Raw genomic sequence first — 14,622 nt, 5'->3', positions numbered from 1 at the left:
AGTCTTCCGGCAAAATTCAGTGTATATCCCTAGCGTTTTGCTGCCGTGAAACCGATCATTTCATGCTCAACAGCTCTCCCAAATATTCGAAAGTCTGCAGGTAATAACTGTTGTTGGCCACGAGTATGATCTCCCGATTGCCTACCTTGATGGTTTTCATGTCCTTTGCATCGTGAAAAGCGAAAAAACCACTTTCCCTGACCGGTACCGGCACAAAATCTCCCCGGCCGTTACCCCTAAGTAGTAAGCCGGTTCCAGCATCATTCCGAGGGGTTTCGATTTCCGATGAATGTAAATTTCCGGAAACGAGCAGGTCCTTAAAACCATCGGAATCGTAATCTTTGATAAGGATATTGTTGATGGAAGATACCTGGGCCAAACTTGGCAGGGGCTTCCATTCAAACTGACCGTCTCCCAGGTTTTCAATGTAGGCCGAAGCAAAAGTCTTCGCCTGGAAGTTTTGGGCAGTATTGAGCTTTGAACCAAAGATCTCGTTCAGATTGGAGCCTCCGAATTCCTCGTAGGTCTCGAACTTTTCACTCAGGGAAGGGATCTGCTGGGTGGAACAATCCTTACCTCTTACCGGAAAGGCCACTCCGTGTTCGTAATAACTCAGGACGATATCCAGGCTACCGTTATTGTCAAAATCATAGCTGTAGACCTCAAAGGGCTCTTCGGAACTGGCTTTGTATTTGTAATTCAATCCCAGGTTACCGACGATCAGGTCCTGATCCCCATCACCGTCCATATCATCGGCACTGACGGAGTAGTACCAGCCGTTGGAGTCTTCCAGCCCTTCCATTTCCTGTTTTTCAAAATGCTGATCGGAGGTCTGTACGAACAGGGTGACGGGCATCCATTCGCCAACTACCACCAGATCGTCCAGCCCATCCTGGTCCTGATCCGTCCAGGTTGCGGCGGTCACCAATCCCAGATCGTTCAGACCGGGAGCTTTTTCGGAAGTGACATCCACAAATTTGCCACCGTGGTTCTCAAGCAACTGGCTACTGGCCGGGACCGGGTATTTCCCGGGAACCAATCTTCCACCGATAAACAGATCTATATCTCCGTCTTTATCAAAATCGTGGGGAACCACGCAGGAACCGCTGCTTAAATAGCTGGGCAGACCATTCGGGCTTTTTACAAATTGGCCGCTCCCGTCATTGAGGTACAGGCGGTCCTGCAACTCCGGAGCATCTTCGGCAAATTCGTTGCCGCCGCTCACGATGAACAGATCCAGGTCCTGGTCTCCGTCGGCATCAAAAAAGGCAATGCCCATATCTTCACTGGCCCGATCGGCGGACCAGGCACCATTTTCAACGGCATCAAATGCACCACTGGAATTTTGCAGATACAAGGTACCCGAATAACCGGCGGCTCCACCGACAAAAAAGTCTTCCCGCTGGTCTCCATTGACGTCACCGACTCCGATACACGGGCCAAATTGGGACATCTTGTGGGGCAGCAGTACTTCTTTGGCATAGTCGTCGTAAATATTCTCCTGGTGCATGGTTTGATCCAGGGCCACTACGTCCGATACCGGTTTAAACCTGGTTGCTGCCGGCCGGTCGGGACCAGCTCCCGGCTGCGCGTTGGCCTGATCCACCTGCACGACCTGATTGGCGTTGATATTTTCCAGGGTATAGACCGAACCGTCGGGCCATTCGACTACAGCTTTTTCCACGGCATTTTTCGCACCTACTCCAAAATGGACGATGTCTTCGCTTTTGGACATATATCCCCGGGCATTGTTTACCTGTATCAGTTGCCACAATTGTCCGTCCTGGTAGAGGGAGACCTTGGTACCGTAAATATTCCCATTCCCTTCTGCGTTCAGTTGGAAGCGCAGATAATTTCCAGCCTGCTTTTCTACCGCATTATTTTTGTAAAGGAGAGCTTTCTGGTCCATATTGTTGAGCACCAGGTCCAGGTCGCCGTCGAGATCCAGGTCCGCGTAGGCTGCACCATTGGAAAGCGTGGGCAAATCCAGTCCCCATTCCTCAACCATTTTTGTGAAGGTGTAATCGCCGTTATTCTTGTAGATGTAGTTAGCGAGTTCGTCGCTGGGAGCCAGTTTGACGAAGTCCATTACATCGGTCAGTTCGCTCGGATCTCTTCCCGATCTCTGGGCTAAGGCGTTGATGCTGTCCAGCATATGATCGTATTTGCGCTGCAGGTCGCTATACCGGCTGTTGTTCTTTACTCCGTTCGAAACGAAAATATCTTTGTAACCATCATTATCGAAATCAGCGAACAAAGGCGCCCAACTCCAATCGGTATTGGAAACGCCGGCCAGCTGAGCCAGGTCGCTGAAAGTGCCATTGCCGTTATTCCGTTGCAGGGTGTTGAACATGTACTGATAGTGCTTGCCAGTTCTGACCTGCTCCCAGAATACTTCCGGTTTCATCGCCCCCATGTGCGTCTTCAGGCGTTTGTGGTCTTCGGCGACCATGTCTACCACCAGGATATCCAGATTGCCGTCATTATCGTAGTCCGCCACATCACTGCCCATACTAAAATTGGAAATGTGTTTGGTCGACTCGTGTACCACATCCTTAAAAGTGCCGTCCTGTTGGTTTAAATAAAGATGATCAGCTACATCAAAGTCATTGCAGACATAGAGGTCCAGCCAGGAATCACCGTTGAGATCACCAACGGATACGGAGAGGCCGAAAGCAAAATTCCGGAGATTTGCCTGATCGGTAACGTCCACAAATTTACCGCCACCGGTATTTTTGTATAGCTTATCGCTGAACAGAGGATTGGCGGCCATGGACTGGTTGAGTTGTCCACCGACTCCGGGGATACTGGGCGGTTGATTGACCAGGTACATATCCACCAGACCGTCCTTATCGTAATCAAAAAATATAGACTGTATGGAAAATCCCCGATCGGCTAGCCCAAAAGCCTGGGCACTTTCGGTAAAGGTAAGATCGCCGTTGTTGATGTAGAGCTGATTAGCGCTGTTCTCATCCTCCAGATATACATTGCGACAAACATAAATGTCCTGATCACCGTCCTGATCGATGTCGATAAAAGTAACGCCGCTCGACCAGAGGGTATCCGACAGGATGCCGGCACTCTCGGAAATGTCCTTGAATTGAAAGTTCCCTTGATTTAGGTAGAGTCGATCACGAACCTGGTTGCCGGTAAAGAAGAGGTCCTGCAATCCGTCCTGGTTAATGTCTCCAACGGCTACGCCTCCACCGGAAATAAATTCGACGTTTACGATGTGGTTGTTAGCCCGCGTCTGTACCACATCATTCTGGAAATCAAGGCCGGAATGGCTTTCCGGGATCAGCGTAAACAGCTTGTCATTATTCTCGTTGATATCGAATTTTTCCTGGCAGCTGCTGTAGATCAGCAGTAAGAATAAAGGAAAAACGATGCTTAACTTTTCTATCTTTTTCATAATAGTCTTTTCAATGGTTGCACCTTCTCGTTTTGTGAATGCTATCTGGAGGCGGTGCCGCATTAATTTTCTCCGGTATGTAATTTGTAGAATTTCCAGGCCTCCCGGGCAACGTCTCTGCCGAGTTCCAGGCCTTCAATATTATCAGACTGGATATGATATCCTCCCAGTACCCGGGAAATACCGGCCATCTCAGCGGTTTCCGTAAAAGTCGGAAACGCCAGGGTCACCGTATCACCCAGATTATCCGGTTCGGTCATAGCACCGGCTACCATTTCCACTTCCACTCCAAATTCGTCACTACCCGTCCACAATTTCAGGGCTTCGGCACAGCCGCCGCTAATTGTACTGTGCCCCGAGACGTAGCTGGGGAATGGGGGGCATAGAAAAGTTTCCGGCGAGTACGGCCGCCACTGGCTACCGTCCATCTCGATCATCCCCTTGCCTTCGCCTCCCCAGGCTTTGATCTTCTGATCTTCGTAGTACCGGTGAACCAGCGCGTAGGGTCGGGCATAATCGTAGTACATCTTTGAATCCCAGGAAGCAATGAAGGCATCCATTGCCACTACCTGATTATAAAAATACATCTTTACGTCTTCGTCGAGCGTGTGATTATCCCGGCGCGAAACATCCTGAGCAAAGGTCAGCCAATGGCCTGCCTGCTGCACCGATTGCGGACCGTCGCGCATGAATTCCACCAGCGCTTTCTGCTCATCGGTCAGATTGGCCTGCAATTCGATGACTTCCCGCACTTCTTTTTCCAGTTGTTCCGAACCGATCATCGGCGGTGGGCCGGGACGGAACTGATCACCGGATTTTAGGGCCACCGGCCGGACCTTATCCCAAAAGGGCGTTAAACATCCGGGGGCGTACTGGCCGCCTTTCCCGTCCGAAAAATATTTGGGCTGCCAGCGGTTGGGATCGACATTTTCGTCGGCGGAATTGACGGGCTCGTAACCTATATAGTTGAAATAGGGTTCTCCGTTCGAGCCTTCTTCCTCTCCGTACTGATTGGCCCCGTCTCCTCTACGGGCTTCGATAACTGCTTTTGCCGCCAGGTTGCCGATGCCTTCAGGAGTACCCGGATCCATAGATTCATTGTTAGGATCGAGGCCCAACTCCTCCATGAAATTAGCAAACAACTCCTTGTCGGAATAAAAGTATTCGCTCATGGCCCGGAAGGCGGCATAGCTAATGGCAATTTCTTTGTTATTCAGTGAATGTTCGTCCGTTGGCCTGCGCTCTACTCCCGTCAGATAGACTGGAGTAGCCTGCTCGTCGTAGCGAGACCAGGCGTCAAATACGGAAACAAAGATCAACCCCAGAAAACGGGAAGTGATCGTCGGCCGCGGCCGGAATTTTTCCGTATCATTTGCGGTAGCGGTCAAGGCAATTTGCCCCCATTTGTAGGCGACATTATCGACGCCCGTCGGCTCGGATATCTTCATTGCATCCTGAGCGGCGTCATCTTGAGTTTGTTCTTTGCATCCAAAGGAAAAAAGGGTGATTAACAGGATGGTATAATATCTGTACATGACTAATTTTTGAATAAGGTGGGTTTACAAACTACGGCGAAATAAAAGTCGCCCCTGCCGGGTGGGTATCACTTTAAACCTTCCACCCATGTACTCAAAAAGCTGAGGTTGAGCTGAATGCCGGTGGTCTTCGGAGGATGTCTAAAAGTAGAAAATTTTTGCGGAATAGATGTATATTCCGGGCCATTGAAAAGGGGGAGGAACATTAATTTCTTTAAATTTCAATACAACTGTTTTTTCTTGAATACTTATTAATCTGAAGGTAAATGAGTGATAAATTCACAAGAGGCAGCAACTGGAAAATAGTTGGATCGTTGGCGGTAATATTGGTACTGGGCGGCTGTTCTGCTACTGACGAAAATGGCAGCTTGGAAAATGGAGGATATTCGTCCTACCGGGAGCCGGATCCGGCTACCCGGGAGATGATAAAAAAGGTAGATCAGTCATATAAGATGATCGATCCGCTACAGGCGGGATACGTCCTGAACAATAGAAGGGCCGACCTGCTCGAAAAAAAGCTGGAGGAAATGGAAGTGGGCGCCGAGCGGAATCTGGTGGTTTACGACTACGGCATCGAACTGCTGCGGGCGGGCAAAACGGAACAGGCTATCGAGGTTTTCGAGAACTTCCACAGCTTCTTTCAGGACAAGCTGTTTTTGGATAAAGACAAAACGCTGCTGGAATTCAAAAAGCAACTGGCGATCAGTTATCTGAGGAAAGCCGAGCAGGATAACTGTATCGTCAACCACAATAACGAATCCTGTATCATCCCTATTTCCGAAAAAGCCCGGCATACCAACACGGAGGGATCCACCAAAGCCATCGAGTATATTCTGGCGGGCCTGGAGGTCAATCCTTTTGACTTTGAACTGCAATACCTTTTGAACATTGCTTATATGACGCTGGGAGGGTACCCCGAAGAAGTGCCCGCAGATTTCCTGATCCCCGTGGAGTATTTTGAACAAAATAATTTCCCAAAATTCCACGATGTTGCCATGGACCTGGGCGTCGATGTGGGAGAGATGTCCGGCGGGATCTGTCTGGATGATTTTAACAACGACGGCTACCTGGATATTATGGTCTCTTCCTGGGGATTTAAAGATCAGATCCGGTATTTCGAAAATGATAAGATGGGCGGTTTTACCGATAAAACTGCATCTTCCGGATTGGTCGGTGTGACCGGAGGCCTGAACCTCAAACACGCAGATTTTAACAATGACGGCTTTCTGGATTTTATCATCCTGCGGGGAGCTTGGTTGGAAAATTACGGAAAGATCCCCAATTCGTTGATCCGCAATAACGGGGATGGTACTTTCACGGACGTTACCCTGGAAGCCGGGGTCTATTCCGAGCATCCTACCCAAACCGCCATCTGGGCGGATTTCAATCTCGACGGCTGGCTGGATATTTTCATTGCCAATGAATCGACGGATAAAGGCGCGAATCGTAGCGAACTTTTCCTCAACAAGACGGACGGTACGTTCTCGGAAGTGGCCCGGGAAGCGGGTCTTACAGAAGTCGGTTTTTTCAAAGGTGTGGATTGCGGAGACCTCAACAATGATGGATATCCGGACCTGTATATCTCCAATTTTAGCGGCAAAAATCTACTGTATCTCAATAGTGGTAATGAGCAGGAGCTTGCCTTTGAGTTAGCGCCCGAAGAGGCTGGGGTTTCCGGGCCCACCGAAAGTTTTTCCACCTGGATCTTTGATTACGACAATGATGGATGGGAAGATATTTTCGTATCCGGGTATTCGGATGCGGAGAGGTCTCCGGCCAATATTTTTATGGCCAATCTACGTCTGGATGGCGATTCGCGGGTGATGGAGCGCTATCCCCGGCTGTACCGAAATAATCGAGACGGTACTTTCATCAATACTGCATCAGAAGCTGGATTGACCGAACCCGTGACTACGATGGGCTGTAACTTCGGTGACCTCGACAACGATGGTTATCTGGATTTCTACGTGGCCACCGGAGATCCGAGTTTCTTTTCCATTGTACCCAACAAAATGTACCGCAATGTAGCCGGCAAAACCTTTGAAGATGTCACCTTTAGTGGTGGATTCGGGCACATTCAGAAAGGCCACGCCGTGGGCTTCGGCGATCTGGATATGGACGGAGATCAGGATATTTACGCCGTGATGGGGGGCGCCTACGAAGGGGATACTTTTCAGAATATCTTATTTGAAAATCCGGTCGGTAATCAAAACAACTGGATCAATATCGTACTGGAAGGCAGCACCAGTAACCGCTCGGCAATTGGCGCCAGGATCATCGCCACTATTGAAGAAGACGGAGTTTGCCGGAAGATCTATCACACCGTAGGATCGGGAGCAAGTTTTGGAGGGAATAGCCTGATGGCTGAAATTGGCCTGGGTAAAGCGGGGTCGATAACCACGCTCGAAGTAATTTGGCCGAATAAAGCCAGGACATCTTCTATTTTTACCTCAGTTGAGGTAAATAAGGTGTTTCGTATTATCGAGGGTGGTAGGGAAATCTTACCGGCCGGATTGTTAACATTATCCTTTAACAAATCAATTCACCAACATCACCAATAGCAAGTAGTACGTGTATATATGGAGCTTTGAAGAATTTTGTATTCATCTTTCTTCTTTAATGGCCTTTCCACGGGGCAAAATATTTACATAACTGTAAATGAATATTAAAATGAAAAATTGCAGATCATTTCGTACATTCAATTTAAGGTAGTTGAAAAATTGAATAAATGAAGGATAACAAAATTATTGAAGGAGTACATCATTGGGCTACTTGGTGGATAAGACAAAGAAGGAAAAAGTTAATTGACGAACTTTCAGGAACCATGTCTTTAAATCCTTTTATAGTTCCTTTTCTCTTTGATTACCATAATTTGAACTCAATTGAAGAGTTTGTTGATCTTTTTCTAGCAAGCCATCTTATGATAGGGCATAATACTGGATTTGGAAAACTAATTGATGAGAAAATTTTACCCGAAGTTTTTGGTACGATTAAGCTCGATAAAAATTATCGTCAATTAAATCCTCCACTTGAGAATAGCGCTTTTAATGAAATAGATCATATAGTTCGAAGGGAAGATGGCGAAACGGAATTATTATCGCTTAAAGCTGGTAAATGGACTATTCAGCTTTCAATGGCTATCCAATTAAATAGATCTTTTTCCGATATATTAAAATATTATAGTTCATATTACAACAAGATAGTTGTAGGAGTTTACTATGGTAAAAATGAAGAACTAACTGATAAGTATGACATCTTAAGGGGAATCAACCGTGGTGCAGTGCACCATGTGAAAGACATAACCCATAATGTGAAAATTTATGCAGGCCAAAATTTTTGGTCATGGCTAGGTAATGGTAAAGAGAATACTCAGTATTTAGTTTTGGAAGGAATTACTTCAGCAATTGAAGAAGTACAGATAAAAAAAGATAATAAAATCCTAATGGATAAATTCAAAAAAACAATAAGTAACCAATTTAAAGATACTCTAGGGATAGATTCTCCCAACAAGTGGAAGCTTCTTCTTGAAAAAATTAATAACGGTCAAAGCATGTGAATTCAGTACTCTGATCGTTCTAAATTATAATGGAAGTCGCATTTGCCTTGACTCTTTTTCTTCACCATTAGTACTTTTATCATAATATGATGTAGTTCCTGAAAACGCTTTCCCATTTTTCCAGAAAGTCCGGGTTCTAACATGCGGTCTAATTTTGATGATCTCAAAACCTTCCCTAATTGGAGGTACATTTTTTTTAGATAAAGATTTTATATCATTTATCAAATTCTTTATCACCTCCCCGGCTACTACCCCTAATCTGACTGGGACCGCATTCCCAATCTGTTTAAATTTTTCTGACGTAGTCCCTTTGAATTCCCAATCCCTTGGAAACTCTTGGATTGCCGCTGCCTCTCCAATCGTTATTGCTCTTAATTTAGTTGGATGACACATACTGGTGCCAGCATGATTGGGCATAGTAACCACAGTAGGAGAAGGAAAATCGAAAGAAAGCTTCCTCCAATAAGCACTTCTACCTCCTTTAAGGTACCAACTTTTTCCCATAGATTCCTTTTGGATATCGACAGGTAAGCTACGCCAATTTCCCCCCTCTGGAATCATTGATAAGTATTTTAATTTTCTCGGACTAAAATTTAAAACTTCGGGGCAAGGGTCTACAAATCCACTATCTGGTCCGATAATATCACCTAATGTCTTAAAACAAGGGAGTTTATCCTGCTTCCTATTACTATATCGAGGCTTGGGGAATTTACTTTCAAGTCCAAATTTATTCCCAATCAATAATACCCTTTCCCTAACTTGTGGGGCACCATAATTGACCGAATTCACAACATAGCAGTCTACTGAATAACCAATTTTATTGAAATCCGAAATCAAGGTTTTTAAAAGAGAACCTTTTTTCAAATATTCATTGTCAATTTCTTTAGGAGCATTTTTCCTAGGTATTAATGGCATCGATAATAGTCCTCTTACATTTTCCATAAGGAAAATTTTGGGCTGAACTTCCTTAACGACTCTTAGAAATTCGAAAGTCATTTGGCCTCTTACATCATTTAATCCAAGTCTTTTTCCAAAAACACTAAACGCTTGGCATGGAGGTCCACCCGCTACCAACTCAATATCTTCTTTTTTGATACCTAAAGTATCTAGGGTATTTACTGAAAAATCAATGACACTTTCACTAAACACCTTTATCTTAGGTCTGTTTGCTTTAATCGTTTCTACAGCTGAACTATTATTTTCAACGCAAATAACGGGTTCGAAACCACACTGTTCCAAACCTAAATCAAGTCCCATTGCACCGGAAAAAAGAGAAATAAATTTCATGAGATAAAAGTAATCAAAAGAGCAATACTTAGCAAGTAAAAATTAATAATTGTTCTTTTATACAAAATAAACATATTATTGTTTGAAATAGTTTTCACCTTTTTTTGATGACTTCAAATAACTGAAATTTTGAATTATCTTTCTTCATAACAAAGATACTTATGTTTAAAAAAAATGGCTGATCCAAATTCCAGAATCAGCCATTTTTTTAAACATAAAAACAGTTTTTTAGAAATTCGGTCCACCGGTATCCCACCAGAGGCGGGTTCCGATCTCATCGGGACCACCCAGTTTCTGAGTAGCATCAGCTACACCTTCCGGGTTGTTGTTGCGCTCGCCGTTCACGAACGGCATCCGTCTGAGGAAATCATCATCAGGAATAACGCCCCAGTCGGCATTACTGTCGTTCTTGTAGTTGTACGGCAGTTTCGGATAACCCGTTCTGCGGTGATCTACCCAAATTTCGATCGTGTTGTGCACAGCGGCCAGCCATTTTTGGGTCATGATCTTTTCGAGCTTCACTTCTTTGTCTTCCCCTTCGTCCCATTTTACCGGTACTTTGATACGGCTGACAAAGTCGTTCACGTCACCGCTTGCTTTCGGATCATCGTAATCGAGCGGCAGACTGGTGTCGTCCTGCAGATAGGCATCTACACCACCGGCACCCCATTCGGCGAAACTTTCTCTAACGCCCGTTTCGTAGTGATCCATGGCGGTACCGGCTCCGGCCCAGTCGCGCAGTGCAGCCTCCGCCAGCAGGAAGTGGGTTTCACTGGAAGTGAAACATCTCCGCGCCGGCCAGGTCTGGAACGCTGAAGCAATGGTAGAGTACGCGAGCCGGTCATCCTTAGCAACCAGTTCGGCACCGTTTCTGATCCCTTTGTAAGGGAAATCCGGATGATCCGGGTAAAGTGTGTTGTCCGTAGCGGGGTCGAAATACTTCGAAACCCGTGGGTCTTTATATCCGCCAAGTACAGATTCCATCGTGGCGCTCATACGGGTGTCTCCCCATCCGAAACAGATACGGGCCGGACGGAAGAAACCATCGTAGTTACGGATGTAGAAGTTATCCTCCGTGGTAGAGATCAATCCTCCCGGATCCGCAATGGCTTTTTCACCCTGTGTTTTAGCCAGGCTCGGATTGACTTTAGAAATACGCATGGCCAGTTGCAGGCGCATGCTGTTCGCCAATTTGATCCAGGCACCGATATCTCCCTGGAAGCTGTCATCAAATTTAGCCATACCGCCAAATTCGGTATTGCGGCTGAAGGCGGCTACGATCTCATCCAACTCGGCAAACCAGGTATTGTACAGTTCCGGTTCACTATCGTAGAGGATCACCTTATCGGTAGATCCGTAATTGGAGTAGATGATCGGGCCGTGGTAAGCGGATAATCTGGAAGCAGCCAAAACGCGAAGTAGTTTTGCCCAGGCAACGAATACTTCGTTATTCTCCGCTTCCGCGATTTGCAGTACCTGTCTGGCCGGAGCAAAGATGGAACCGTAAACCCGGCCCCAGTAAGAGTTCCAGCGAATGTAATAAGTTGTGTTGTTCACACCGCCTACGAAAGGAGTGGGCGTGCCCAGGTGGCGCACGAAAGACTCGTTCGCCAGGTTGTGCTCAATCTGATCACCGAAAATGTTGTTTAGCATCGTCGGGAAAAAAGCACCTACGTGATTATTGTCCTGCCTTAAAGATTCATCCGAGATCTGATAAGGATTCGTGTTTAGATCGGCAAAATCGTCCGTACAACCGGCAAACAAGGTCAGAACAAAAAGATATTTTAATATGCTTAACTTTTTCATGTTTTCCGTTCTTAAAAATTAACATTGATATTAAACCCGATCGTTCTGGTTGCAGGCGTATTGAAGTTATCCAGGGAAGCTGCGTTACGGTTGGTACTCATCGCCAGCTCCGGATCAAACGGCGCTTCCAGATACAGGAAGAACAGGTTTTGACCTACCAATGATAAGGTTACGGGGGTAGTGTTGTTGAACAAACTGGTCCGATAGGAAAGTGAGAACTGGGTCAGTCTCACGTTGGTCCGATCGTAAACGTATGGTTCACCAATACCGTTTCTGTCCCCAATAGCTCGGTAGTACAGTTCCGGATCGATCGTAGAAACGGGTTGATCACCCTGTACGGCATCGATGGTAGTTCCTCCGGCATCCCGGTCAGCAGCTGTTCTTTCGGATACACCCGCACCATCCAGCATGGACTCAGTTTGGCTGAAGGCTACTCCGCCGAATTTACCGTTGACGATGAAATTCAGACCGAATTTTCCAAACTTGAAGTTGTTATTCCAGCCCAGGCTCCAATCCGGATTCAGGTTACCGGCCAGTTCCTGCATGGCTGTTTTCAAAGGTCTGCCGTCATTTTCGTCCAGAATGATGCGGTTCTGTGCATCTCTCTGGAATTTGTAAACGTAAATGTCCCCAATGGATCCGCCGGCTTCGAAACGGGAGCCATAACCTTCAGACTGCCCCGTGGTGATGGAAGCAAGGTCCGGGTGCATTTCCACTACTTCGTTATCGTTGGTCCAGAAGTTGAAAGAGGTGGTCCAGGTAAGTTTCGGCGTATAGATCGGTGTAACGTCTACTACCAGTTCAATCCCCTTGTTGATAATCTTTCCGGCATTGACGTAGTAACGGGTATAACCGGAACCGGATGGTGCCGGCAGGTTGATGAACTGGTCGGTACTTACGGTATTGTAGTAAGTCAGATCAAAACCAAACCGGTCGTCAAAAAAGCGCCAGTTGGTTCCAAATTCACTACTGGTGATGATCTCCGGTTTCAGGTTCTCAAAAGGCTGCTGCGTATTCCGGTTCACACCGCCGGAAGCGGCGATCGTGTTTTGCGGATTTACTACGTTGTAGGGTACTTCATTACCAACCTTGGAGTTAGAGTAACGGATCTTGGCAAAAGATACTGCCTCCGGCAGTTCAAACATTTTGCTCAATACTGCTGTCGCCCCAAAAGAAGGGTAGAAGTAAGATTCGTTTCCGGTACCGGCCAGAGTGGAGGCCCAGTCATTACGACCGGAAAGATCGAGGAATAACATTTCTTTGAAACCGATCGTAGCATTGGCAAACAATGCCTGCTTGACCAGTCGGCTGTTCAGTGTAGATTGTACCTGCACGTTCGGTGGCAGGTTCTGGAAGAAAAATTCATTGGCGTACAACAGACCGTTGTTAGCATCGCCGTCTACCCGGGTTCCCAGGCCGAAAACCGTCTTCTGGTAGCTGGCTCCACCGATAAGGCCCAAGCTGAAATCACCGAAATTGTCGTTGAATTTCAAAAGGGCATCCGTGTAAAGCAGCTCATCCGTGAATTTCCAGTAGTCCCAGCTACCGTTCGGGTGGATGTTGGTCGTATTACCGCCGCTGGTGAATTGCTGCTCCTGCAGTTTGGAAGCAAAGTCGTAATTACCCCGGGCGGATACGCTCAATTTTTCGGTGATCTGATAATCGAGGGTCACGCTACCGATCATCCGGTTGGTCTGATCCGTCCGCGGCTGTTCGTTGAGTAGCCAGTATGGGTTGGACTGGTGGTGATCGATCACGAACCAGTTTTGTCCAATTACATTTCTATCCGGATCTATTACGGAATAATTGTCCCGGAATGAAGCGAAATCACGATCTCTCGGGAAGAAATAAAGACCGGTAAGCGGATTCAGGTAGTATCCCGCAGCAGGGCGGTTTCTGGAAACTTCGTTGGTCAGGATGATGTTGGAGCCGACCGTCAGTTTGTCGTTCAGCATCTTGGTAGACTGCTTGAACGTAACATTGTACCGGTTGTAGGTGTTCTGCGGCGTAATACCGCGGGCATTCACATTACCAAAAGAGAAGTATGCTTTTGTTCTGGCCGTACCGCCACTGATGGAGATCGAGTTGATCTGGTTGGTACCGGTCTGGAAAAAATCATCAACATAGCTGCCGTCGTAATTTCCGCGAGTGGTCGACCAGCTTTCCTTGGTGCCGCCCTCACTACCGTATCTGAACTGCAGGTCGGGTTTCAGCATGATGTTCTCAACAGTGATACCGCTGCTAACGCTAACTTTAGCTGGTCCTTCCTTACCTTCTTTGGTCGTGATCAAAACCACACCGTTCGCACCCTGGCTACCGTACAGGGCAGCGGCATTAGAACCTCTCAATACGGTGATACTTTCGATATCATCCGGGTTGATCTGAGACATACCGTCACCTCCGTCAAAACCACCCCACATGCCGGGCTGGCCACTTCGGTTGTTGGCCATCGGAATACCGTCGATTACGAAAAGCGGATCGCTATTGCCGTTCAGCGACTTATCGCCACGCAGAACCACGCGGGTAGAACCGCCGGGGCCGGAAGAACTCTTCTTGATCTCCACACCGGCTGCTTTTCCGGATAAACTATTCAGGAAGTTTATGTCCCGGGCTTCCAGCAGTTCGGTACCTTCGACCGTTTGCTGGGCAAAGGTCAGAGAGCTTTTCTCCCTTTCAATACCCAGGGCCGTTACAACAACTTCTCCCAGGGCAATACCTTCTTCCAGTGTAATGTCAATAACGGATTGATCCGTCACATTAACCTCCTGCGGGGTGTAGCCCGTATAGGAGAATTCTAACGTAGCTTGATTTGGCACACTAACGGAATATTTTCCGTCAAAATCCGTAACTGTACCGGTTGTCGTACCTTTTACCAGGACGTTAACCCCGATCAGGGGCTCCCCTTCCGTGGAAGTTACAGTACCGGAAACGGTACGTTGTGCCATAATCCCCACACTAAAGCATAGTATGGACAGTATGGTAAATAATAGTCTCATAATTAGTGAGTTTAAGTAAAAAATTTTATT

7 protein-coding genes are annotated in these 14,622 nt (G+C 46.8%); 2 read left to right on the top strand and 5 right to left on the bottom strand.

Going from position 1 to position 14,622, the window contains the following annotated elements:
• Positions 1-55: 55 nt before the first annotated feature.
• Positions 56-3,412, bottom strand: a complete 3,357-nt coding sequence (locus CRP01_RS21945; protein ID WP_170110486.1) for a VCBS repeat-containing protein — start codon at positions 3,410-3,412, stop codon at positions 56-58.
• Between the two features lie 62 nt (positions 3,413-3,474).
• Entirely contained in the window at positions 3,475-4,947 is a 1,473-nt protein-coding gene (locus tag CRP01_RS21940) for a vanadium-dependent haloperoxidase (RefSeq protein WP_099152258.1), read from the bottom strand.
• Between the two features lie 266 nt (positions 4,948-5,213).
• On the opposite strand from CRP01_RS21940, the gene CRP01_RS21935 reads away from it, so the two are divergent.
• Entirely contained in the window at positions 5,214-7,508 is a 2,295-nt protein-coding gene (locus tag CRP01_RS21935) for a CRTAC1 family protein (RefSeq protein ID WP_099152257.1), read from the top strand.
• A 167-nt stretch (positions 7,509-7,675) separates the two neighbouring features.
• A complete protein-coding gene (locus CRP01_RS21930; protein ID WP_099152256.1) occupies positions 7,676-8,503 on the top strand; it encodes a PmeII family type II restriction endonuclease in 828 nt (275 codons plus the stop codon).
• 24 nt (positions 8,504-8,527) lie between these two features.
• Here the strand turns inward: CRP01_RS21930 and CRP01_RS21925 are convergent, their stop codons facing one another.
• The 3 genes from CRP01_RS21925 to CRP01_RS21915 form a co-directional block, all read right to left on the bottom strand.
• On the bottom strand, positions 8,528-9,790 hold the full coding sequence (locus CRP01_RS21925) for a DNA cytosine methyltransferase (protein WP_099152255.1): 1,263 nt from the start codon (positions 9,788-9,790) through the stop codon (positions 8,528-8,530).
• Between the two features lie 228 nt (positions 9,791-10,018).
• Positions 10,019-11,596, bottom strand: coding sequence for a SusD/RagB family nutrient-binding outer membrane lipoprotein (locus CRP01_RS21920; protein ID WP_099152254.1), 1,578 nt, complete (start codon positions 11,594-11,596; stop codon positions 10,019-10,021).
• Between the two features lie 11 nt (positions 11,597-11,607).
• Positions 11,608-14,592: a SusC/RagA family TonB-linked outer membrane protein gene (locus tag CRP01_RS21915; protein ID WP_099152253.1), complete on the bottom strand. Its 2,985-nt coding sequence runs from the start codon at positions 14,590-14,592 to the stop codon at positions 11,608-11,610.
• Positions 14,593-14,622 lie beyond the last annotated feature (30 nt).

Source organism: Flavilitoribacter nigricans DSM 23189 = NBRC 102662, from assembly GCF_002646595.1.
Taxonomy (GTDB): Bacteria; Bacteroidota; Bacteroidia; order Chitinophagales; family Saprospiraceae; genus Flavilitoribacter; species Flavilitoribacter nigricans.
Note: the sequence above shows the minus strand (reverse complement) of the source record. Positions and strands in the feature narration are given on the sequence as shown.